Raw genomic sequence first — 24,392 nt, 5'->3', positions numbered from 1 at the left:
AGAGTAAATTTACCTTTCGCTGGCTTGATTTCTTGATCTTAAACCAGCAAGTCCAAGCAAACCAACTAACCCAAGCCAACCCCAATTTGATGCATCAGACTCTGTGTTTGAAGTCTCATAAGCGCGGATAGCATTAGAATTGTTAGAATATGATTGGTTTGTCATAGTACTAGTAGAAACATTAGGCGAGCTAATTGTTTCATTTTCTCGGGCTCCAACTGTTCCAAGACTTAAGGTTGAGGATAATACAACAGCTAAGGCGATAGTTTGAAGCTTTTTCATTTTAGATAATCTCCTCTCAATAATTAAGTTTTATGGTATTGCATAGTTAGGATGCTCAACAAGTGCATTATATAAAGAGGGATTAAAAGGAACTTACTTTGAAGTGCAACCAAAGCTGTGAATCCCTGAATATTTACCCTGAGCGCTTCCCATAATAGCTTAGTATTAAAAACTATTTTCAGGAGGAACTCACATGAATCAATACCAAATGAACAATCAATCTTATTCTCAATTGGGTCAAGCAGATCAAATTATTCAACAATTGATCAGACAAACCCAACAAGCATCCGTACAATATCAACAATTATTACAACAGGAACAACAAAATGCATCTCAACTAGAACAACTAGCACAACGTGAGCGCCAGGCCGCACAAGTGATCCAAACTGCTTTACAAGGTCACCAAACTGCCATTCAGCAATTGCAACAATTAACGAATATGAGCAATCAAATTGCAAATTATACGAATAATAATCATAGTCACTTCAACACGCCATATTCCTACACGAACGCCTCGCATACGAATTCGCTAAGCCAGCAAAACCAAACATCAGGTTTCTACAATAATTAATTACTAACAGATAAGCCAAAACTCCCAAGCATTTGCAAGGGTATTTGGCTTATTATGTTTGTTCTGATTATGAAGATCATGTATATGTCTGGCCATACGGGAGTTTAGGATATGAAATGGTGGCAATTATCACTTCTAGGCGTCGCTTGTACAATCGGTACGGGATATTTTATGGGATCAGGTATTGGGATCAAAATGGGGGGAAGTTCAGTCATCCTGCTGTTTGTCCTTGCTGGTCTTGTTACCTTTATTGTTTTTGATGTTCTAGCTCGGATGACAGCCGATAATCCCCAGAAGGGGTCATTCCAAGCCTATGCTAAGAACGCTTTCGGGCGTTGGGCTGGTTTTAGCAGCGGCTGGGTGTATTGGAGTTCTGAATTACTCATTATGGGCAGCCAATTAACGGCGTTATCTTTATTTGCACGTTTATGGTTTCCAGAAATGCCGTTGTGGCTGTTGGCCTGTGGCTTTGCCATTTTGGGTTTAGGGGTTATCTTATTAGGTACCAAAGTATTTGAAAGCGCAGAAAATGTATTTGCTATTATTAAAATTTCGGCCATCCTGATGTTCCTAACCATTGCGCTCATCGGGCTTTTCGGCTTCCTCAAAGGCAGCCCTTACCAACCCAAACTCCCCATTTCATCCGATGTTTTATTCCCACATGGCGCATTAGGGATTTGGTCTTCCTTTATTTTCGCCTTCTACGCATTTGGCGGAATCGAAATAATGGGCCTGATGGCGATCCGGCTAAAGAACCCAAAGGAAGCAGCAAAGTCCGGGAAATTGATGATTATGCTACTAACCATTATTTATGTGGCTTCCCTAGTTTTGGCGTTGACACTACTTCCTCTTTCAGAGATAGAAGGAAAAGAAAGTTTATTTCAGACGGCGCTGAACGTTTACAAATTACCATTTCTACCGCATATATTTACTTCAATTCTGATCGTAGCAGGATTTTCAACCATGGTTGCTTCTTTGTTTGCTGTGACAACAATCCTCGTTACCTTAGCAGAGAATCAGGATGCACCGCATATCTTTGCTAAAAAAACGAAGGGAAAAAGGGAATTGCCCATTCCGGCCATCCTTTTAACAACAACAGGAATTACATTTGCAGTGGTCATGTCGTTATGGCTGCCAGAAGAATTGTATACGTATGTAACAACAGCAGCAGGGATCATGCTTCTCTATAACTGGCTATTTATTTTACTCTCATCCGGCACACTCCTGGAACTAACGGTGTGGGGGAAAGTGAAAAGAATCACGGGCATGGTATTGATCGTAACAGCCATCTGCGGAACCATGTTTCACCCTACGAGTCGACCTGGATTCTGGATCAGTTTATTATTTGTGGCTGTTATCGGCAGTGTTACGTTCATTATGCATATCATTTGGTCAAAACATAAAAAGAAAAAAGCCAGGGTTATCGTCTCAAAGGGCTTTCCCAGGCCGAAAAAACGGAGGAACGGTGGTACCATCTAATGACGCTGTGCCTCATGACCGTGCTACACAAATAGTGCATGAAAAGCTTTAATGCCGAAATGTAAGCCAAAGCAAATGAGTGACAAACCAGATATAATCGAAATGACGGATAGTTTTCTTGCGGTCAAGTATTTACGAAATGTGCTCGCTAAACCAGCCATAGCGAAGTCCCAAGCAATGATGCCACTAAACATCGTACAAGTGTAAATTAATACATACTCTTTCTCGTAGGAAGCTATGGTTTCTGCCAACACGGAGCCATAAATCCCTACCCAGAAGAGGATATTTAGCGGGCTCGAAATGGACATGATCAACCCAGAAAAAAATGATTTGGCTAAGGTATCTTCGCCTCTAACGGCACTTACGTTTGTTTTGCCTGCGCTGATTAGGCTTTCAATTCCTGTGTACAGAAGGATAAAGCAGCCAAATAGCCACAAAAACGTTTTCATGAACGGTGTGGTGAGAAAATGGATAAATCCAAAATAAATAAGTGCCATTAAAATAACATCCGCGATTAAAGCGCCTATACCAACAATCCAGGCATGCAGGAATCCATGCTTAATGCCCTTGTCCAATTGCGCGGCATTAATGGGCCCGATAGGCGCTGCTAACGATAACCCCAGTATAAAAAAGCTAAGTAATGTATGCAATGACACGTCCCCATTCCGTGATGATTAAGCTTCTATCAACTTATTCTGACTATTGGGCTTGTATTACTACTTACGTTAAAGCAAAAAAGACCTCCAGTATGAATGGAGATCTTTGCATTATTTTGCAGTGGCAGCAGTAGCCTCTTCGTTGTTTGGTTTAATCGCAAATAAAGCAAGAAATGCCGCTACAACACACGTACCAGCTATACTATAAAACAAAATTTGCTGTGAACTTTTAACTAGGATGGATGCAAGCGGCGGACCGACTGCGACCCCTATGAACCGCATGGAGCTATAGATGGATGTGATGGTGCCGCGTTCCTCTTTCTCAATGCCTTCCGTAATTAAGGAATCTAAACACGGAAGGGTGACACCTATACCAATACCGGCCAAACTAATCAAACCTATCAACCAGTAGAGGGACTGAACAAAGCCGCAAACCACAAGAGAGGCCGTAACAATCGCAATACCTGAAAAAGTGATCCACTTCATTAACTTTTTGTTTTCACCAATTTTTTTACCAGTGATAAACGATGCAAGACACAACACGCCTGAAGGGATGGCAATCACGAAGCCTTTCCATATACCTTTAATATGATACTTGTCCTCGAGTATGTCTGATAAATAAAACAATGTTCCAAAAATAACAAACATACATATGCAGCCAATCGCAAAAATAGCGGCCAACCAACGGCCATTATTATGAAAAATCTTCTTAAGGTTCTGAAGAAAGTGTTTGAAAGTGATCTTTTCTTCTTTCTTCTCATTTTTCTTAGGCGCTTTAACGAGAAATGCCACTAATACCGTAGATATCGCACACAATACAGGGATCGTCAGAAAAGGGAGGAACCACACCACAAAAGCGAGTATTGACCCTAAAATAGGACTGAGCACTTTGCCAAGCGTATTCGCTGTTTCTACAACGCCAAGGCTTTTGCTAACTTCGCTTTCATCTTTGTATATGTCCCCGACTAGAGGCAGCACAATGGGAAAAGCTCCGGCTGCTCCTACTCCTTGTAAAGCTCTTCCTAGGATGATCACAACATAAGAGCTCTCCAGCCACCAAGCTCCTAAGCCAGCAACTAAACCGCCAATCCCTGTTACTAGTAAACTCGGGATGATAATAATTTTTCTGCCAAAGCGGTCCGACATATACCCAGCGATAGGGATGAGGATGATAGCAACGGCAGAGTACACGGTAATCAACAGACTCACTTGAAACGAAGTGATTTGCAATTCGTTACGAATCGCAGGTAGCACCGGAATCAGCATGGAATTTCCCAACGTCATGATTAAGGGGATGGACGCAATGGCAATTAAACTCCATTTATCTGTCTTCAAAATGCTGTGTTTTGCCGGCCAAGGGAATTCACGTTATCACTCCTCTTGCATTAATGTGTGCCGTTGTAATCTAACTATTCCTACTTGACTCAAATAGTATGTCCAAGCGAACTTGGACAGAATACAACAGAGAAGAATTACAAGTAAATGGAGGGTGTATGATTGAAATCAAACCAAGATAAGTTGTCCATCGCGGCTCTCGGTGGTGTGAACGAAATAGGCAAAAATATGTACGTCATTCAATATAACGATGACATCATTGTGATCGATTGCGGCTCTAAATTTCCAGATGAAAGCTTATTGGGGATTGATCTGATTGTTCCTGATATTTCTTTCTTACTTGAAAATAAAGAGCATGTAAGAGGCTTAGTTATTACACATGGGCACGAGGATCATATTGGAGGCATTCCTTATATCATTAAACAGTTGAATATGCCGATTTATGCGACTAGGCTTACAGTAGGACTTATAGAAGTAAAACTGAAAGAACATGGGCTTCTCAAGACGACGATACTGCATGAAATTGATTCCAACACGAACCTAACGTTAGGAGCTATTCCACTAAGCTTCTTTCGAACGAACCACAGCATTCCTGATTGCTTAGGGATCGTCTTTCATACCCCGCAGGGTGTTGTTGTACACACAGGCGATTTCAAATTTGATTTAACACCGGTCAACGAGCAATATGCCGATATTCATAAAATGGCCGCGATTGGTGAAAAAGGTGTACTAGCCCTACTTTCGGAAAGCACAAATGCTGAACGTCCGGGTTTCACACCTTCTGAGCGCATAGTCGGCGATCATATTGAAGAGGCATTCAGCAAAGCAACAGGAAAAATATTTTTATCAACGTTTGCCTCGAACGTCAACAGGTTGCAGCAGGTTATTCATGCAGCGGAAAAAACAAATCGCAAAATCGCCCTTTTAGGCAGAAGTATGGTCAATGTTGTCGATATCGCGATAAAACTGGGCTATTTGAAAATGCCTTCAGAGATGTTGATTGAAGTACAAGATGTGAATCATCATTCTCCCCATGAGCTTGTCATTCTCTGTACGGGCAGTCAAGGAGAGCCTGTAGCTGCCTTAGCGCGCCTAGCTAGTGGCACGCATCGTCAAGTCGGAGTTTCACCAGGTGATACGGTTATTCTAGCAGCCACACCAATTCCTGGTAATGAACGGAACGTTGCTCGTATCGTTGATAACTTTTTCGCCAAAGGTGTAAAAGTTATCTATGGCTCAGGATCCGTAACGGGCATGCATGTCTCCGGGCATGCTAGCCAAGAAGAACTGAAGCTCATGTTGACGTTAATGAAGCCGAAATACTTTATCCCGATTCATGGAGAGTATCGCATGCTGTATCAGCACCGATTATTAGCTGAAGCTGTTGGTGTGGAAGCGGAGAACATTTTTATCGTAAACAATGGTGAGGTTGTCGACTTTATAAAATGCAAAAGCACGACAAGAGCGCCATATTCCGAATGGAAATACGTTGGTCGATGGGCTCGGTATTGGTGATGTGGGTCATATTGTGTTGCGTGATCGGAAGTTGTTATCAGAAGACGGAATTATGATTTTTGTGCTTTCTCTAAGCAAATCGGATGGGACGGTTGTTTCAGGACCAGATATAATATCCCGCGGATTCGTCTACGTCAAAGAGTCCGAAGAACTTATGGAGGAAGTGCATCGAATTACCTTAACGACCATCACCCAACTTCAAGATGCCAAAGAAAACCAATGGGGGCTTTACAAGCAAGCTATAAAAGAAGCGGTTGGGAAATATTTATACACCCAGACTAAGAGAAGGCCAATGATATTGCCAATTATTATTCACGTTTAGTGTTCATTAATCAAAAAGTAGAAGAAGGCTTACTTCAGAATTTACCGCCTTATCTTTGATATGGCGGTTTTTCTTTTGGTCAGGCTTAATTTACGAACCTCCTGACAGTAAATGAAAAAAGGAGAATGTCGAATTATATAGAAAATAGAAGATTAACATTATATTGGGAAGGTGAGTAATGAAAATTTTACAAAGATCCCTTTGGTTGACATTATTATTGATTATAATCGGATGCGGTTTCAACTCATCACATCTGCTTGCACAGAGTCAAACTGATAACCACATTATTACAGAATGGAGTATTCTCTGGGGGCACGATAATCTGACAAGTGAGGAAATCGGGGATATTCCTAATTCTAATTGGAAAGTGATACCGGACTATAGGAATTTTCCAGAGAAACCAAAAGAGACGTCGACAGCTTGGGCAAAAGTGCAATTACCATCAAAGTTACCAAAGCAATATAGTATACTAATAAGCGAAATTTATGCGCAGAATATCTCTGTATATATTGAAGATCAGCTGGTATATGAAGTAAATTACGGTTTTCCTTTTGATGTACAACGCATGCTAATCCCAATAAGTAGCGAAGATGCAGGAAAGAACATTTACATAAAACTTAAGACTAGTCTAGATAGATTAGGAATAAACTCGGAAATTGAACTTGGTATACATACCTATCTAATGGGAAAGTATTTGTCACGTGATTTTTTAAGCATTATCATAGGTTTCGCATCTATATTTATTGGAATAATTATGATGATTTGTTCCATATTTTTAAAAAGGTCACAGCTGGCAAGTTGGATTTCTTTAAGTATCATCTTTATAACAATAGGTACTATTTTTATTACAAATACACCATTTACATTTGCATATTTTGGTGATTACGGAGCTTTTTATTCGGACTTATTTGATATTTCACTGGCTATTTTCTTGCCGACGCTAAGTTTCTATTTTGAAAAAGTATTTGAAAATGGACATCTTACGATTATTCGCAATTTTAGAAGATTTCAAATGATGTATTCACTTTTTTATGTTTTGTTCATGGCGATAAATCAATTAAGTAATTATAAATTTAATACTGCGTATTATTTTATGACTTCTACCGTTTTAGGTTATCTCATGATCATACAATTCCTATTACTTATTGGCTTCTCGCTAGTTTTTGCAAAAAGAGGAAATAAGGATGCTATAATTTTTGCATTTGGATTTGGGATTTTTACTTTATTAGCTACAATTGATCTCACTTGGTACTATGCTAGTCTTCAAACACATCAGATCTTTTTGTGGAAATGGGGAATTATAGGATTTAACTGTGCTCTAATCGTCATTTTGGGAAGACGTCTTGCAGCTTCTCAAACATTGCTAATCAATTACTCAAAAGAGCTTGAGTTTTATAACATGCATCTGCAACAGTCTGAAAAAATGGAGATAATTAGTTCGCTTACGGCTTCTGTTGCACACGAAATAAGAAACCCATTACAAGTAACACGGGGATTTTTACAGCTTATTACAGAAAGCTCCAATGAAAAAAATAAGGGTTATATAGAAATAGCTATTGGGGAATTAGACAGAGCTTCAGAAATTATTAGCGATTTCTTGACATTCGCAAAACCACAATTAGAAGAATTCAAAGAACTAAATATTTCAAAAGAATTGAAACAAATCGAAGGGATCATTGTTCCTTTAGCAACTTCTTATGGGGGTATGGTGTATATCAACATTCCAAGTGATTTGTTTGTGCTAGGGAACTCTTCCAAATTAAAACAGGCGCTTATTAACATTTTGAAAAATAGTATAGAGGCTTTTCAAACCGATGGGCAAATTCACATAAGTGCTTATGAAGAGTCGGGTGAAGTTGTCATACAGATTAAGGATAATGGAGTTGGAATTGAACCAGCCCAGTTAATAAAGCTTGGGGAACCTTATTTCTCTACGAAAACAAAGGGGACAGGGCTTGGACTAATGGTTACATTCAGGATCATAGAAGCAATGAGAGGAACAATAAAATTCAGCAGTCAAAAAAATGCAGGCACGGAGGTTGTTATTAAATTTCCGTCAATAGACCGAAATTAGTATATTAATGAAGGGGCACTTCTTAGAAGTACCCCTTTTGCTATTAATTATGACAAGAAAATTACCATTGCGCTTCTGTACCGTTCGAAGTTACCAAGACTTTAGCCGGATTTGCAGGTATAACAAGAACAAATTCAGTATCTGTCTCTTCAATAGCTTTAAGTCCAACATGAGCAGGAACATCTACTCCAAATGCTTCTTTAAGAGCAGCTTTTGGGTTAGAAAGAAGTTGTTCCCTGAATGAATTGTCTTCCCATGCTTTTTGAACGATTTTTTGTTTTAGAATTTCTGATGACATTATAACCCACTCCTAAAGTAAATTTTACTACAAGAAAATATTACCATGAGTCATCGACATTAATCTACTTTTTTTACAATTTTTGATAATAGAGCTGTCAAATTTGACAAAATATACTATATGGAATTAGAAATGTCAGAAAGATGCAAAGGATATAGATCGATATTCTTTTATACTATTAATAAAGCGAGAGCACGATAATTCCTATAATAAGACAAGTCAAAAGGTGGTTTGAGCATTAAGGGCCGCGGAATCCAGCTGTCTCCGTTCTGGAATTGGGCGGCGCGCGACATTCATTTGATCGAAGAATCGGAATTGGAAGCTGGTTATTTGCAAATAGAGGTAACCGGCTGTCAAGGGGATGTCATTGATGCGGTGCATGCCGAGGAATTGTGGGAAGGCAAGGCTTTAATCAATCTTAACAGCAGCAGGTCTATCGACCGATTCATTTTGGCTGAAGGGTGCAATGTGTTGGAAATTTTGTTTGCCTGGCGTGCTTGTAAATATGTGCAATTCCGTTTGCGCAATCACCCTGTCAGATCCTAGCGTTGAGATATTGCGATTTATTTTAAAAGTAAAGACTAGGATTCATTATTGGTTATTGAATTATTAGTACGATCATGCTAAATTTTTATCCATGTGTACTAAATCTTGTCTATTTATTCGAATTAAGGCTGTGCGCTTCTTTACATATAATTGAAAATAGCACCCTTCGGGGAGGAGATCGTTACGGGAGGTCGCGATGAACGATAACGCATTTGACGAACCATTATTTGCAAGCTTGAAGCCAGGCTTAACCTCGTTCTGTTACCGAATGCTAGGCTCTATGGATGATGCGGACGATGCCGTTCAGGAGACGAGTATTCGGGTCTGGCAGAGCTGGAGCACGTTCAGACAGGATTCCTCGTTCAAAACTTGGGTATATCGAATTGCGTCCAACCTGTGCTTGGACAAGCTTAGACAATCCAAACGCCGCGCGCTTCCCGTTGATATGTTCGACCCATCCGTTTCCATCGTCGAACCGCGCGACACGCTGCCAGACTCTGCCTGGATTTGGCCGTCTCCCGACTTTGGAGGCAATCCGGAAGATCGGCTCGTCCGTAGAGATACCCTCCAACTGTGCTTCATCGCTCTTCTGCAGACCTTGGCTCCACGGCAGCGCGCGGTACTCATTTTGAAGGATGTCTTTGAATGGTCCTCCAAGCAGATCGCGGAAACATTGGCGATGTCGCCGGCAGCGGTGAACAGCGCTTTGCAAAGAGCCCGAGACACGCTGGGCCGGGCGCAGCTCCGCTCGGATGAGCTCTGCAGCATGGACGTTCAACCGGAACATGAGCTGCTATCCCGGTATGTGGAGGCCTTCGAGCAATTCGATATCGCTGCGCTAGTCGCGTTGTTCCACGAGGAAGGCTGCATGTCGATGCCGCCATTCGAGATGTGGATCCACGGCAAGGAAGATTTGTCCGCTTTCTATTCGCTTACTCGCTGGCATTGCGAAGGTTCACGATTTGTGCCCATTACGGTGAATGGCGGTTATCCAGCGTTGGCCCAGTATATGCCGGGCAAAGAGGGCACTGGCCTGGTACCCTGGGGTATTCATGTCATCGAAACCAAAGATAATCAAATCCTACACGTTCAAAACTTCATTCATACGCCATTATTTTCACGATTTGGGCTGCCTGAGCGAATTGACCAATAAAAATCATTGAGAATAACCAAATGATAAATCACTAGATGACTGGCAGTCGCCGGCAAGTTTCTGACACGGATGGAAGACGGAAGAAGAGTGGATATCGCGAAGAAGACGCCGAGGAAGATACCCGGCGTCTTTCTTTTTAAACCCTAGTACGAGCGTGATTCTACATTAGTCTTAACCTTGTGCCCCGTCCATGTTCATGTAGTTTATGGCCCACAGGTGTCCGTCCAAGTCCACGAAGCCCCAATGATACATGGACCCATGATCTTCAGGATCAGCGTGCAATTTCCCACCTAAGGAGACAGCGGCATTCACGATTTCATCGACCTTTTCCCGGCTCTCGAAGGCTAATGCGATCGTCATCTGCGCATATTTGCTCGTATCGACGGATTCCTTCTCCGTGAGCGTATTAAAGAATGCTTGATTAATCAGCATGACCTGCAGGTTGTCGCCGATCACAATGGCTACCGAATTCTCATTATCTGGGAATTGCGGGTTGAGTTCAAATCCAATTCCGGTGAAGAACGCTTTCGATTGTTCTACGTTTTTTACAGGGAGGTTGAAGCTCGTGAATGCGGACGTTAATGCCATTTTCAAAACACCTCTTCGTCATATTTGTTTGTGTTTATTTATGCCTACATCTATATAGACGACTGCCGATCCGGAAATTCATCGGTTTCATGTTAGCCTAATGGAATTTAAAATAAGCTTCTTCACAAAATTTTAATTTAATTTGATGAAATCAATATACATTTTTGGAGAAATACGCTATTTTAGTAAGGTCTATATTACAAACGAACTTCACTGTCTTTTATAATACCAAAAAAGAAAGGGTGTGCAGATTCTTGCTGCCATATGTGACACTAGCGCAAGATATCTACTATAGTGATTTAAATATTTTCACTGCATATAAAATCTATGAGATTGTGACAGAAAACCAAGATACTATTATATTAATGAATGATAAAGGAGAAATAGATGAACTACATAAATCATTGATTCATGCAAGGTATCCCACTTATAAAATGGCTGTCGTACATAACAATCTATTTCTTTGGATTTGTTATACATTTATTGAAACAATTCGCCAAAGAATTGTGCAAAGAAAGCTATCAAGGTCAAGAATATAAATCGATTGCCTACAATACAAAAATACATATACATAGATATTTAAACGCTATTTATGCAAAAGTTTTCAGAAGAGTTTACCTATAGTGGCGTGTATCTCATAAACGAAGTTACAGACGGAAAACCGTGTGAAGCATTATTTTGTGGGGATGAGAATATGGACGCTTTATCAGCGAGCTGAAGGGTGGAAAATATCTTCACAATAAGACAAGTGAAATCAAGTAGACTACAAATAAAAAGCTGCCGGCATGTTTTCGTGCCAGCAGCTTTTTTCGGCAATCCGAACAATTTAATAAATCGTTGTTCTTGTTATGGAAATCGATGAGAAGTATAAACGCAGCCGTTTTATCTATATTTTACAAATTGCATATCAGTTTATATTTTGATGATTTACCAAGATTGTCCTTTCCCTGATAATGAAGGGTACCCTTCAAAAGCCTCATGAAGTATTATTTGTAATCGTTCTCATCGTGCAGGGAGGTCATTCGTATGCTGCAGAAGATTCGGAAATATAATAGGAGCGTTATAGCCACATGGCTAATCTCGTATTTGTCTGTGCTGTTGGTTCCAATAGTAATTAGTATGATTCTTTATTCGGCAACGCACAGTCTGGTGGAGAAAGAAATAAATCGGGCGAACGAGTTGCTTCTCACGCAGATCGAAATGTCCATCGATAGTAAGTTAAAAGGTTTGGAACAATTAAGTTTGGAAGTTGCTTTAAACAAAAATGTCTCTTCTTTCGCGAATGTTCAAAAGCCCCTATCCGACGATCAGTATTATCAACTCTTTAATATTGCCGAAAGTCTGAGAACGTACCAACGAGCCAATGACTATATTGAGCAAATTTATGTGATGTATGCGAACAGCGATACCGTTGTATCCACGTTCAATCATACCGATTCCCGTGGGCTGTTCTCCCTCATGAGGCCGGGGAAGGAGACTTCTTTTGAGGAGTGGAGAGGGCTATTTGACCAGAAGTATGTCTATAAGTATTCGCCAATGAAATATTGGAACGAAGGCACTTCAATATCTGGGGTGATGTTTGCCCGCTCACTCGTTTTGAATAATCCGCTTCAGCCTTATCCTATTCTAATTTTTCTGATCAATGAGAATAAGCTGCTGGAAAGCATTCCGAAATACAATGATTCATCGGTACTGATTTTGGATAAAGATAATCACTTCATAGCTGCGTCCAAAGATAAACAGGAGCTTCAAGATCACATGCCTTCAGAGCGCTTGTTAGGGAAAAAAGGTTTGGTGTACGCTGAAATGAATCAAGACAAAGCGGCTTTGTCTTATGTTACATCCGAGCTGACGGGGTGGAAATATGTGTCTGTTCTCCCGGCAGACATTTTCAATGAAAAGATGGAATATTTGAAAATGATAACGCGTCTGGGCATTGCGCTAGGGCTGTTAATTGGCATTATCGTCACGCTTATTTTCTTGAGAAAAAATTATATGCCCATTCAAGTCCTGCTGCAGAACATGACGCAGCGATCCGGCTTCCGGTTTGACGGGAAGTCCAATGAGTACTCCTTTCTGCAAAATGCACTTCATCATACCTTTATCGAGAGGGATGAAATCAGCAAACTGTTAAAGCTGCATAATAATACGATCCGAGCGCATTTTCTAACACGGTTATTGAAAGGCCAATTAGAGAGGAAGCTTCCGCTTCAGGAATCATTTAATGCCCACAACGTCCAATTTCATTCAGACCGGTTTGCGGTCCTGCTATTCAGTATCGATGCTTACGGCAAGCTGCAAGGGGATGACACCGAGGATACTTTCGACCAAAAGACCCAGATGCTTCATTTTGTGCTTAGCAATGTGATTGAGGAGCTGGCTGGTGACGATGCCACGGTTTATTCCACAGAACTGAATGAGCTGACCGCCTGCATCATTAATTTGAAACCGATTCCTTCCGAGGAGGAAGGTAAGTTATTAGTTCGAGTGGCCTCTCAAACACAAGCATTCATCAAGGAGCACATTCATGCAGTGATGACGATTGCCGTGAGTGATGTTCACAATGACGTGTACGGGATTTCGCAATCGTATCAAGAGGCACTAGAAGCTCTTGAGCATCGAATTGTGCTTGGCAACGGCCAGTTAATTCAGTACAAGGAAATCAGCATGGAAACTGCGCGGACCGAGCGGAATTATTATTATCCATTGAGTGTTGAACAACAACTCATTTACTACGTGAAGACGGGGAATTTGTCCAAATCCCAGGCGCTGCTAGGAGAAATTTACGAGGCAAATTTCAAGGTTCACCCAGTTTCAGTGGCGCTTGCAAAATGTCTGCTGTTTAACTTGGCAAGCACAATGCTGAAAACGCTCGACGAGGTGAGCTCGATTAGCAAACGAAATTTTGAAGCCCATGCTGAGGATGTGGAACGGTTGTTGAACTGTGACACGGTTCAGGACATGATGGCCCATATGAATCGAGTGCTTGAACAGGTCTGCGAATGGATTCAAACCGACAAGAAGAATCATCATACATATCTAATCGATGATATACGCGATTATATTGAGATGCATTTTCGAGATGTCAATTTGAATATCTCTATGATTGGTGAATCCTTTTCACTGACGCCTTCCTACGTGTCCAAAATATTTAAAGAGCATACGGGAGAATCCCTGCTAGATCTCATTAACCAAACGCGATTGAAAGCGGCCAAGACGCTGCTCTCAGAGAACAATCTGACGATTAACGAAGTCGCTTGGCGTGTCGGTTATGCAGATGTGAGCACCTTCTTGCGCATTTTCAAGAAATTTGAAGGCATGACGCCTGGGAAGTATCAGAAGATTTAGTTGAGGAGCAGGATGTTTCGCCATTTCACAATTCATTTGCGAAATTGATAGGGAGTGAGTTTATGTTTTGCAAGTCATTTTCGATTTTGCGTATTTCACAAACGAAGCCAAATGAGGTTCAATAATCATGAAATTGGACAAAAAAACGACTTGATGTGGAAGGGAGGGGGAGGAACGCGTCCTGTAAGGAATAATTTGGTAAGCGCTTTCGTTTCAAAGTGTTTCAACACATTCAGTGAAAAGGACGGTGTTAGTTACATGAGAATGTCACCGAAGAAGGCTGCGGCTTTCCTGTTATGCGTACTCCTGTTCATGAGTTTGATACCTGGTTTCGTTGCTGCTGCAGATACGAAGTTCTCCGTATCGGGTTCCAGCGTGACCGCAAGCTCCAACGATGGCAATGTTCCTGCGAATACGGTCGACGGAGATATGGGGACACGTTGGTCAGCGAGTGGAGATGGCCAATGGATCAAATTCGATCTTGGCTCCAACGTAACAGTAGCTTTTGTTAAAATTGCCTTTTTAAATGGCTCTACGCGTACTTCATCTTTTGATATTCAGACCTCTACGGACAATGCTACGTTCACGACGCGGCTATCCAATGTAACAAGCAGCTTGGTAGATGGGCTACAAACCTTTGATTTTCCAGATGTCACATCGGTCCGATATGTGCGTATCGTTGGTCATGGGAATTCGGAGAGCGCTTGGAACAGCTATTTGGAAGTCGAAGTTTATGGAAGTGGAGGCAGCGCTCCCGTTGAAGATTCAGTGACGGTTTCGACGTCGGCTCAGCTGCAGACTGCGATCAATCAGGCCATACCCGGCAGGATCATTTATTTGCAAAATGGCACATACTCACAATCCGGTCCCTTTACAGTCAATGGGATTAACGGTCAGGACGGCCAGGAAATCGTCATCAAAGCCTTGAATCGCGGGCAAGCGATTATTTCGGGTGGAGCTTATTTCAGCCTGTATCAGTCGTCTTATGTCACGATTTCGGGAATGAAATTTACAACTACGACCAGTGCAAGCAACAATGCGGTAAAAATAGATGCGTCCAGTCACATTCGCGTGACACGCAATGAATTTAATCTGAATGAAACCGGGGCCACGAACAATTGGGTGAAAATCAGAGGTGTTAACAGCGACAACAACCGGATAGATCGGAATAAATTCGTATCCAAAGCGGATCCTGGACCGATTATTGCCGTAGATGGCGATGGAAGTACGTATATGTCGCGCTACACGATCATCGACCGCAACTACTTCTATGACAGCACACCCAGGATTACGAATGGCAAAGAGAGCATTCGTGTTGGCTTATCCGGCGTCTCTTTATTAAACGGGAACGCGACCGTAGAGAATAATCTGTTCGAGAACAGCGATGGCGATCCGGAAATCATTTCCGTGAAAAGCAGCGGAAATACGGTTCGCTACAATACGATTCGGAATTCGCAAGGACAGGTAACGTCGAGACACGGCAATAACAATCAATTCTATGGGAACTTCTTTTTGGGCAATGGCAGTAAAGCCGGTGTAGGCGGGTTCCGAATCTATGGGACGGATCACCGCATTTATAACAATTATTTTGAAGGTCTTACCACGGATGCCCTTAATCTCGATGGTGGAGATTGGGATGGTGGGACTAATTCCACCAATTACAGCAGTGGGGATTTAAGCAAGCATTGGCGCGTGTACCGAGCACAAGTGACGAACAATACGATTGTGAATAGCGATTTTGGCATCATTATCGGCAGAAGCTATACATCAGCACCGGTTGATAGCCGAGTAGCGAATAACATCGTTAACAACAGTACAGGAACGCTATACGAAGAAGTGAAAACATCGAATACCGTGTTTGAAGGAAATATCGGCTTCGGCAGCACGGTTACCAATCGTTCGAGAACTTCTGCGGAAATTCGGAATATCACACCGTCATTCACAACGATTGGCGGTTTGCAAAAGTTAACCTCCGGCAGTGCAGCCGTTAATGCCGCTGTTGGCAGCTATTCTTACGTCACTGAGGATATGGATGGTCAAACACGTTCAACGAACGATGTTGGCGCCGATGAATACTTCAGCTCCTCTACGTCCACCGTCCGCGTGCCGCTCAGCGCCTCGGATGTAGGGCCTGACAGCCCGTAACATACAAAACGAAACAGGTATGCAAAACCTAAAATTTCAGGTTTTGCATACCTGTTTCGATATTGAAGATAGTTTTTTGGGAATGGATTCGGCAATATAAGGAATGTAGGCGCTTTCAAATTTGAAAAGACGGTTTAACTATGAAATGGGGGATGAACATGAAAAGTAACACATCGAAAAGGAAGTATCGGTCATACAGCGCTGCTGGACTAAGTGTTCTCATGTTAACAGGTATCGTACTCTCCGCTTGCTCAGAGACCGACAGCACAACTAAGAATAGTGCAAGTCCATCCGCAACGGATGCACCGAAGGCAGTTTATCCGCTCAATACGAAAGAAACGTTAACCTCATGGGAAAGTTTGAACAACAATGCGACTACGTTTTATCAAAACTTGGCAGAAACACCATTTGGTAAAGGGCTGACCAAAGCTACCGGGGTTGAGGTGAAATATATTCACCCGAATGATCAGCAAACGAAAGAGCAGTTCAATCTGATGATTGTTGCAGATAAACTGCCGGATGTCATTGAATATGATTGGACGGGAAGAAGCGCGGGGTCTTACCCAGGCGGTCCGGAAAAAGCGATTAACGATAAAGTCATTCTCGAACTCAATGATTTGATTGATAAGTATGCGCCGAATTTGAAGAAAAAACTGGCAGAAGATAAAGAACTCGACAAAATGATTAAAACGGATAGCGGCAAATATTATGTATTTCCAATGATACGCAACCCTTCCGGACTTGTATTCCGGGGACCTATCATTCGTAAAGACTGGTTAGATGAGCTGCAATTGCCGATGCCAGAGACGATTGATGAATGGGAGACGACGTTAAAGGCATTCCGTGATAAAAAGGGAGCAAAAGCACCATTTAGCGTCACTTACGTCAATGGCAATTTCGAAATTCGCGATGCTTTTATTGGCGCTTATCATACTTCGAACACGTTCTACCTCGATGATGCAGGGAAAGTTAAATATGGTCCGGTTGACCCGCAATATAAGGATTTCTTAGCGCTGTTCCGCAAGTGGTATGCAGAGGGATTGTTTGATAAAGATTTTGCACTGACTGACGGTAAAGCGTTGGATACGAAAATACTTGGCGGTCAAACCGGCGCAACGGTCGGCTTGCTGAGCGGTGGTTTAGGGAAATGGCTGGATGCCATGAAAACGAAAGATCCGAAGTTTAATCTGGTAGGCTCGCCGTATCCAACTCTCAAAAAAGGGGAGAAGCCTTTTACAGGACAATTAGACTTTAAATACAATCCAGGTCCAAGTAAGGCGGTTTCGGCAACGACGAAAAATCCGGAACTGGCGGTTCGCTGGCTTGATTATGCTTACAGTACGCAAGGCAGTCTCTTGTTCAACTTCGGCGTCGAGGGTGAAAGCTTTACGATGAAAGACGGGAATCCTGTATATACCGATCAAATAGTCAAAAACGAAAAATACAGCTTGCAGCAAATGGTTTCACAGTATACAAAGCCAAACGGCCCTTATGAAGCGGACGAAAGACGCAACTGGAATACATACCCGCAGCAAGATGCAGCAGTGAAACTATGGATGAATACCGACGCAGCGAAGCACACCATTCCAGCCTTTCTGACGCCTACTGCTGAAGAAAGCAAAGAGCTTGGCAAAATCGTTAACGATGTCAGCAACTATAAAGAAGAAATGTTCTCGAAGTTTATTATGGGCAAAGAGCCTCTTGAAAACTACGACAAATACGTCGAACAAATTAAAAAATTAGGCATTGATCGTGCGGTTGAGATTTATCAGAAGTCGCTTGATCGATATAGCAAGAGATAGAAGAACGCTAGGGTTTGGATACGGAAGGAGTGGAACGATATGTCAGCCAAACCACTGTTAGATTCGAGGACGGCCATAACTGTGAAAACCAAAACATCTATGTTACCAGGTTTGGGCATTCTGAAAGATATTCAGAAAAATAAACTGCTGTATGTCATGCTGCTTCCTATCATTTTGTTTTTCGGGGTGTTTCATTATGTCCCCATGTATGGCGCAATCATCGCCTTCAAGGATTTCTCTCCAAGGCTCGGCATTCTAGGAAGTCCGTGGGCGGGTCTTGAACATTTTAGAACATTCTTCGAAGGGATTTATTTCTGGCGGACGCTCAAAAATACGATCCTGATCTCATTGTATGACCTTATCTTTGGTTTCCCAGCTCCGATTATTCTGGCGCTGCTGCTTAATGAAATAAGAAAGACATTTTTCAAACGATCGATCCAGACCATTACGTATATGCCGCATTTTGTCTCGCTCGTTGTCGTGTGCGGCATGATCAAGGAATTCACTTCCAGCTCTGGATTAGTCAATGATGTAATTGCTTTTCTGGGCGGCGAGCGACTTTCTTTGCTGCTTGAAGCCCAGTTTTTCCGTACGATCTACGTTTCCTCAGGAGTGTGGCAGCATATTGGCTGGGGGACAATTATCTACTTGGCAGCCCTAGCGGGCATTGATACGGAGCAGTATGAGGCTGCGAAAATCGACGGCGCAGGGCGCTGGAAGCAAATGTTCCATATCACGCTGCCCGGCATCATGCCTACAATCGTGATTTTATTGATTCTTGAGATGGGACGCATGATGAACGTGGGGACGGAGAAAATTATTTTGTTATATAATCCTACCGTTTACGATACGGCTGATGTCATTAGCTCCTATGTGTATCGGATGGGCCTTCAGGAATTCAATTACAGCTTCAGCTCGGCCGTCGGATTATTCAATTCGGCAATTAACTTTACCCTGGTTATCGGGTCCAATTGGTTAAGCCGCAAGTTGAATAATACCAGTTTATGGTGACGGGGGGATGACCATGTATCGCAAATCAGTCGGAGAATGGACGTTTGATCTCGTAAACTACGTATTTTTATCGCTGCTAGCTATCGCAACAATATACCCTCTCGTATATGTCTTGTTCGCCTCTTTAAGCGACCCTACCCTTTATATGCAGCATAGCGGAATCCTATGGAAACCGCTTGATTTCAACCTAAGGGCTTACAAACTGGTGTTCGATAACGGTACCATTATGCATGGCTATGTCAATACGATGATCATCGTTGTGGTGGGCCTATGTCTGAACATCCTGCTGACTTCCCTCGGCGCTTATGCACTGTCCCGTAAATGTCTCGGTTATCGGAAGCCTCTGATGCTCTATATTGTTTTTACGATGTTCTTCAGTGGCGGCATGATCCCGTTTTATTTCACGGTCAAAGGACTTGGTCTGGCGAATACACTGTGGGCGTTAATTATTCCGCAAGCGATTTCCGCTTTTAATCTAATTCTGATGAAAACCGCTTTTGAAGCGATACCGGATAGCCTTGAAGAATCCGCGAAGATGGATGGGGCGAATGAATTTGTGATTTTGTTCCGGATTATGCTTCCGCTCTGTATGCCAGTTGTCGCCGTCATGCTGCTGTACTACGGGGTGAGCCACTGGAATGCTTGGTTTAACGCGCTGATTTTTTTGCAAGATCGGTCGCTTTACCCGCTTCAGCTTGTGCTCAGAGAGCTTCTGCTGCAAAACGATGCTAGTTCGATGGCAAGCGGCGCCGGTTCGGGCGATGTATCTGTCATTGGTGAGACGTTGAAGCATGCTACGATTATTATCGCGACAGTACCGGTTCTTATGATCTATCCCTTCTTACAAAAATACTTCGTTAAAGGCGCTTTAATCGGTGCAATTAAAGGATAATAAAGGAGAAACACAAAACTATGCAAAAACATACTGTGATTGAACCGGATGTTCTTGAACAATGGTGGAAAGGCGTACAGGTCAAAGCTGATGGGGTGCTGAGCCAAAATAGAGAGCTTGCGCCCCACGTGGCCAAATCAGGCGCTTATGACGGATTGAAGCTCGATCAGTGGATTTCTGGATTCTGGCCAGGTATGTTGTGGATTCTATACAATCTGACAGGTGAGGAACGCTATAAAGATGCAGCTTGGGATTGGGATGTACGGATGGAACGTCACTTGCTGGAAGAGAACCATTTTCATCATGATGTCGGGTTCCAATATTTGCCGACATCTGTCATCAAATATAAACTAACTGGCGATAAAGACGGAAGACGCCGGGGGTTGGCGGCAGCCAACTTCCTTGCGGGCCGCTTTAACCTGGCCGGGCAATTCATTCGAGCTTGGAATCGTGATTTGCACGGATGGGCGATCATCGATTGCATGATGAATTTGTCTATCTTATTCTGGGCTTCGGAGGAGCTTGAAGACCCGCGATTTGCTCAAATTGCCTGCGCGCATGCCGACATGGTACTTAAGTATATGATTCGCGGAGATGGATCGACATGCCACGTCGCAGTATTTGATCCAAGTTCAGGTGAACTGCTGGAGCATAAAGGTTGGCAAGGTTATGCGCCAGACTCCTGCTGGTCCAGGGGGAATGCTTGGGCGCTATACGGCATGACGAATACGTACCGTTTCACCAAGCAAGATAAGTATCTGCATGCTGCCCAGCAAGTCGCTCATCATTTCATTAGTTCACTGCCGGCAGAGATGGTACCTCCTTGGGATTTTCGAGTTCCCAATGCGGACGAAGCGCCTCGGGATACGTCCGCTGCGAGCATCGCAGCATCAGGGTTGCTTGAACTCGCTGCACTCGTTCGGGCAGAAGATGCCAGCAAGTACCGTTTAGCTGCTGAGCGTATCCTTCTGTCCCTATCTGAGACATATGCCGCTTTCGATGAACCGCACCATGAAGGTATTCTCCATGGAGGCACGGGGCATAAGCCGGCTGAGGCCAATATCAATGTATCTTTGATCTACGGCGACTATTACTATGTGGAGGCTCTTGCCAAGCTGCAAGGCTGGAAGCATCGGGTGTTCTAAGGGAATGGAGGAGCATATGAGATGAAAGATGTAGAATCGCCGAAGTTAACACACATACAGGTCTGTACTGCTGCAGCACTGCAGCAGGCACTTGACGAAGCAACCGCAGGAACAGTCATTGAATTGGCGAAAGGGTCTTATGAACAAAGCGGTCCTTTCGTTGTTAAGGAGAAGCATGGTTCTGCCCTGCTGCCAATACGCATCGAAGCTGCACAATTGGGGAGTGCCATTATTACAGGCGACAGCTATCTGCACATAGAAAATTCTACCTATATTGAAGTTATAGGACTCACCTTTCACGGCGGTATTGGTTCGTCCTCCAGCGAGCAGTCACTGATTGAGAGGGGGCTGTCCCACCGCATTCTGAAAGGCGTTCATCCCGGTATCCAATTGCAAAGCGCAAGCCGAATTTCCATTCTACGCAATACATTTGCCTTGAATGAGATCGGCCAGCCGTTCCGTTTTCTGGTGGAGAAGGTTCCTGTATGGGGATTATTCGGTATGGAAGGAAGCTGTCGGTACGGCAGTCGTTACGACCCGAATGGGTAAGTTTACAACGGCCCGACGCCATATGAAGACGCAAATCTGATCACCGACAATGGCACGCATCGCCATTTCATCCGGGTGGAGGGCGTAAGCAGCTACAATCGGATTGCCTACAATTCGATAGGGCCTAAGCGTGCATTTGGGGCCGTCCTTATTTATGACGGAGAAGGGCATGCCGGGCAGACCATATCTCAGCATGACGTCATTGAATATAATTATTTTCACAATATCGGACCGCGTGTGACAAATGGATTGGAAGCAATTCGGCTTGGCTTATCAAGCCTTTCATTAGCCCCTGGATATGCTACGATTCAGTATAATTTATTCGATGGCTTTGATGGCGAAGATGAGATTATTTCGGTGAAAAGCAGCGACAATAGGATCCGTTACAACACGATTCGCCAATCGTTCGGGGGCATTGTCGCTCGGCACGGGCATCGCAACACTTTCTATGGCAACTTCTTCTTCGGGGATGGAAAAAAGCCAGGGATGAGCGGTTTCTGCATTTATGGGAATGGTCATAAAATCTATAACAACTACATGGAAGGCCTCACGGATCGGGTGATCCGGCTCGAAGGCGGCTCTCATGATGCCGGCCCTGAAGGCGGTACGAACCCAACCGTCAAGTGGATGAAGGATGGCAAGGAAATGACTGCGACGCTGGAGGAAATTCCGGCTGAGCAGCGGACCGAGCTTCTTCGTGGGCATTGGCGTCCATACCATGTGCAGATTTACAACAATACACTGGTGAACATAAGCGACACCGATTGCCTCGTCCTTGGTGGAAAAACCTATCCCCCCGTTGAGACGAAGATTAGCAACAACTTGATTCTCAGGGATTCGAGTTCGATGCCACTTAGTGAGGACAGCTTGGGCCGATTGTCTGCACAGAGTTCAGCGATTGATGCAACAGTTAGCGCGGAAGCGTATTGTCCAGATGAAGTACCGTTCGTACGACCGCTCACTGTCGATGATGTAGGGCCACAAGCTCGTACGTTCAATAAGCCATACTAATAATTAGGGGACAAAGGGCAGCTCATCTAGAGTAGCCCTTTGTCTATAATTTACCAGCTGCGAGAATTGATGGTATAATACTTGGGATTATTTTGATATAGGCTAACGTCTCTAATGTTAATATTTTAAAGGTAAACAGGTGAAGCATATGAATCTACAAGAGCAGTTTGGCGATATTGATATCTATTTATTTGATCAACTATTAAAAGGTCGTATTACGCCAGGAATGCGAATTCTCGATGCCGGATGTGGCTCTGGTCGCAATCTTATCTATTTGCTGCGTAATGGGTATGAAGTGTATGCTGTGGATCGATCAGAGGAAGCGATAACCGCTGTTCAGAGGCTTGCCATGAAGCTAGCACCTGACTGGTCAAACGAACGCACTCGGGTTGAAGCTGTTGAGAAGATGAGCTTTGATGGTCACTATTTTGATTTTATTATTAGTAACGCCGTTCTGCATTTTGCCGAGAATGAGGCCCATTTCCAGCAAATAGTTCATGAATTATGGCGTGTACTTAAACCTGGCGGGCAGATGTTTGTACGACTCGCATCATCAATTGGAATTGAATCGAAAGTAATCCCGCTCGGGGATGAACGTTATCAACTTCCTGACGGGAGCATCCGTTTCCTTGTGGATGAGGAAAAATTACAGAAAACTACGGAAGAGTTGAAGGGGATACTATTTGAGCCTATTAAAACGGTTAATGTGGCCGGGCAGCGTTGTATGAGTACTTGGTGCGTGAGAAAGCCGATGTAAATCAAGTACTAAAGCTTTCATGCGACGCAAATGCAACAGATGGAAAGAAAAATTGCTGATGTATTTCAAACGAAAAAACATGAGTTCATTCAACTGGGAACTATAGAAGAGGGGCTTGCTGAGGAAATTGGATTTAAAAATAAAATGAAATTTTAAGGATGGGGACGGATATGACTTCAATCAGGGATATGGAAATGCTAGAAGTTTACCCGTGCTTGAGGGATGTTAGCCCCGAGAATTGGGCAGAAGCAAAGCCGGAAGTACGAACATTCCCCATAAAATCCTGTCTCTTTCAGCGAGAGGAAGCAACATTTTACGGAATGTTATTGCTGAAAGGTACTGCTCACATCAGCCAAATTGGGCAGGATGGGAGCAAGCATGTTATCAATAAACTTAACCCTGGCGAAATTTGCGCCTTACTTGTTCTTAGCGGCCTGAGTGGACGTGACTACCCTGCAGTCATCGAGGCTGAGACAGAAGTCGAGGCACTGTTTGTATCCAAAAAGAGCTTCCTCCACTGGGTGCAAGAATACGAGTCGATACGTAAAACCGTATTTGGTACCCTGCTAGATGGAATTATGCATATGGGTGAACAACTTCAAGCGAGACAGACCAAATCACTGGATGTGCGACTAGCTGAAAAACTGCTGAGTTCCACGTCAGAGCAGCAGCCGATTCTACGAATAACGCATTATGAGCTCGCCTCAGAGATCGGTACTGCCCGTGAAGTCGTGAGCCGCACGTTGCAGCGGTTTCAGCGTAAGGGGTGGGTAGTGACAGGTCGTGGCTTTGTAAGAATCACTTGCCGACCTGAATTAGATGAGCTACTTGGTGACTAGGTCACAGAAAAGGTGATGCTATTTCTGGTATATTGGGTCAGTAAATTAATTCCAAATACAGGAGGTATCCCCCT

The 24,392-nt window shown here is 43.2% G+C and carries 21 protein-coding genes and 1 pseudogene; 16 read left to right on the top strand and 6 right to left on the bottom strand.

The features are described 5' to 3' along the window. Positions 1-9 precede the first annotated feature (9 nt). A complete protein-coding gene (locus tag AC58PV_RS23095; protein WP_497434812.1) occupies positions 10-282 on the bottom strand; it encodes a WGxxGxxG family protein in 273 nt (90 codons plus the stop codon). Positions 283-475: 193 nt separating this feature from the next. On the opposite strand from AC58PV_RS23095, the gene AC58PV_RS23090 reads away from it, so the two are divergent. Continuing rightward, positions 476-853 carry a hypothetical protein gene (locus tag AC58PV_RS23090; RefSeq protein ID WP_497434811.1) on the top strand — a complete coding sequence of 126 codons (378 nt, stop codon included), beginning with the start codon at positions 476-478 and terminating at the stop codon, positions 851-853. Between the two features lie 111 nt (positions 854-964). Continuing rightward, positions 965-2,332 (top strand): amino acid permease, encoded by a 1,368-nt coding sequence (locus AC58PV_RS23085; protein WP_497434810.1) that lies wholly within the window; start codon positions 965-967, stop codon positions 2,330-2,332. Between the two features lie 23 nt (positions 2,333-2,355). Here the strand turns inward: AC58PV_RS23085 and AC58PV_RS23080 are convergent, their stop codons facing one another. After that, the gene (locus AC58PV_RS23080; protein ID WP_497434808.1) at positions 2,356-2,982 is read right to left on the bottom strand and encodes a LysE family transporter; all 627 of its coding nucleotides are present in this window, start codon (positions 2,980-2,982) and stop codon (positions 2,356-2,358) included. Positions 2,983-3,099: 117 nt separating this feature from the next. Continuing rightward, positions 3,100-4,323, bottom strand: a complete 1,224-nt coding sequence (gene bcbE / locus AC58PV_RS23075; RefSeq protein ID WP_497434807.1) for a bacillibactin exporter BcbE — start codon at positions 4,321-4,323, stop codon at positions 3,100-3,102. 162 nt (positions 4,324-4,485) lie between these two features. Here bcbE and AC58PV_RS23070 point away from each other — a divergent pair. Then, positions 4,486-6,160, top strand: a pseudogene (locus AC58PV_RS23070) (ribonuclease J). A 178-nt stretch (positions 6,161-6,338) separates the two neighbouring features. Beyond that, entirely contained in the window at positions 6,339-8,234 is a 1,896-nt protein-coding gene (locus tag AC58PV_RS23065) for an ATP-binding protein (RefSeq protein ID WP_497434805.1), read from the top strand. Between the two features lie 61 nt (positions 8,235-8,295). On the opposite strand, the gene AC58PV_RS23060 is transcribed toward AC58PV_RS23065, so the two are convergent. Further along, positions 8,296-8,532, bottom strand: a complete 237-nt coding sequence (locus tag AC58PV_RS23060; protein WP_497434803.1) for an NHLP leader peptide family RiPP precursor — start codon at positions 8,530-8,532, stop codon at positions 8,296-8,298. A gap of 231 nt (positions 8,533-8,763) precedes the next feature. Between AC58PV_RS23060 and AC58PV_RS23055 the strand changes: the two genes are divergently transcribed. After that, positions 8,764-9,078: a hypothetical protein gene (locus AC58PV_RS23055; protein ID WP_497434801.1), complete on the top strand. Its 315-nt coding sequence runs from the start codon at positions 8,764-8,766 to the stop codon at positions 9,076-9,078. A 196-nt stretch (positions 9,079-9,274) separates the two neighbouring features. Further along, complete coding sequence (locus tag AC58PV_RS23050) at positions 9,275-10,231, top strand: sigma-70 family RNA polymerase sigma factor (RefSeq protein WP_497434800.1); 957 nt, start codon at positions 9,275-9,277, stop codon at positions 10,229-10,231. 171 nt (positions 10,232-10,402) lie between these two features. Here AC58PV_RS23050 and AC58PV_RS23045 read toward each other — a convergent pair whose 3' ends face one another. Further along, positions 10,403-10,819 (bottom strand): VOC family protein, encoded by a 417-nt coding sequence (locus tag AC58PV_RS23045; RefSeq protein WP_497434798.1) that lies wholly within the window; start codon positions 10,817-10,819, stop codon positions 10,403-10,405. Between the two features lie 1,026 nt (positions 10,820-11,845). Here AC58PV_RS23045 and AC58PV_RS23040 point away from each other — a divergent pair. From AC58PV_RS23040 to AC58PV_RS23010, 7 genes are all read left to right on the top strand, one after another. Then, positions 11,846-14,167 carry a helix-turn-helix domain-containing protein gene (locus AC58PV_RS23040; RefSeq protein WP_497434796.1) on the top strand — a complete coding sequence of 774 codons (2,322 nt, stop codon included), beginning with the start codon at positions 11,846-11,848 and terminating at the stop codon, positions 14,165-14,167. 258 nt (positions 14,168-14,425) lie between these two features. Further along, complete coding sequence (locus tag AC58PV_RS23035; protein WP_497434795.1) at positions 14,426-16,312, top strand: chondroitinase-B domain-containing protein; 1,887 nt, start codon at positions 14,426-14,428, stop codon at positions 16,310-16,312. 158 nt (positions 16,313-16,470) lie between these two features. Continuing rightward, complete coding sequence (locus AC58PV_RS23030; protein ID WP_497434794.1) at positions 16,471-18,114, top strand: type 2 periplasmic-binding domain-containing protein; 1,644 nt, start codon at positions 16,471-16,473, stop codon at positions 18,112-18,114. A gap of 99 nt (positions 18,115-18,213) precedes the next feature. Then, positions 18,214-19,125, top strand: coding sequence for an ABC transporter permease (locus AC58PV_RS23025; RefSeq protein WP_497435023.1), 912 nt, complete (start codon positions 18,214-18,216; stop codon positions 19,123-19,125). 13 nt (positions 19,126-19,138) lie between these two features. Then, positions 19,139-20,017 carry a carbohydrate ABC transporter permease gene (locus AC58PV_RS23020; protein WP_497434792.1) on the top strand — a complete coding sequence of 293 codons (879 nt, stop codon included), beginning with the start codon at positions 19,139-19,141 and terminating at the stop codon, positions 20,015-20,017. A gap of 20 nt (positions 20,018-20,037) precedes the next feature. Continuing rightward, a complete protein-coding gene (locus AC58PV_RS23015; RefSeq protein WP_497434791.1) occupies positions 20,038-21,162 on the top strand; it encodes a glycoside hydrolase family 88 protein in 1,125 nt (374 codons plus the stop codon). Between the two features lie 21 nt (positions 21,163-21,183). Further along, on the top strand, positions 21,184-21,711 hold the full coding sequence (locus AC58PV_RS23010) for a chondroitinase-B domain-containing protein (RefSeq protein ID WP_497434790.1): 528 nt from the start codon (positions 21,184-21,186) through the stop codon (positions 21,709-21,711). Here the strand turns inward: AC58PV_RS23010 and AC58PV_RS23005 are convergent. Next, the gene (locus AC58PV_RS23005; RefSeq protein WP_497435030.1) at positions 21,655-21,933 is read right to left on the bottom strand and encodes a hypothetical protein; all 279 of its coding nucleotides are present in this window, start codon (positions 21,931-21,933) and stop codon (positions 21,655-21,657) included. The genes AC58PV_RS23010 and AC58PV_RS23005 overlap by 57 nt on opposite strands. Here AC58PV_RS23005 and AC58PV_RS23000 point away from each other — a divergent pair. The 3 genes from AC58PV_RS23000 (at position 21,814) to AC58PV_RS22990 (ending at position 24,318) form a co-directional block, all read left to right on the top strand. Next, positions 21,814-22,722 carry a chondroitinase-B domain-containing protein gene (locus AC58PV_RS23000; RefSeq protein WP_497435021.1) on the top strand — a complete coding sequence of 303 codons (909 nt, stop codon included), beginning with the start codon at positions 21,814-21,816 and terminating at the stop codon, positions 22,720-22,722. The genes AC58PV_RS23005 and AC58PV_RS23000 overlap by 120 nt on opposite strands. Before the next feature lie 148 nt (positions 22,723-22,870). Further along, positions 22,871-23,479, top strand: coding sequence for a class I SAM-dependent methyltransferase (locus tag AC58PV_RS22995; protein ID WP_497434789.1), 609 nt, complete (start codon positions 22,871-22,873; stop codon positions 23,477-23,479). A 170-nt stretch (positions 23,480-23,649) separates the two neighbouring features. After that, positions 23,650-24,318 (top strand): Crp/Fnr family transcriptional regulator, encoded by a 669-nt coding sequence (locus AC58PV_RS22990; RefSeq protein ID WP_497434788.1) that lies wholly within the window; start codon positions 23,650-23,652, stop codon positions 24,316-24,318. The last annotated feature ends 74 nt before the right edge of the window (positions 24,319-24,392 follow it).

The sequence above is a fragment of the Paenibacillus sp. J22FR83 genome, from assembly GCF_059691955.1.
This window is presented reverse-complemented; position numbering and strand designations above follow the sequence as displayed.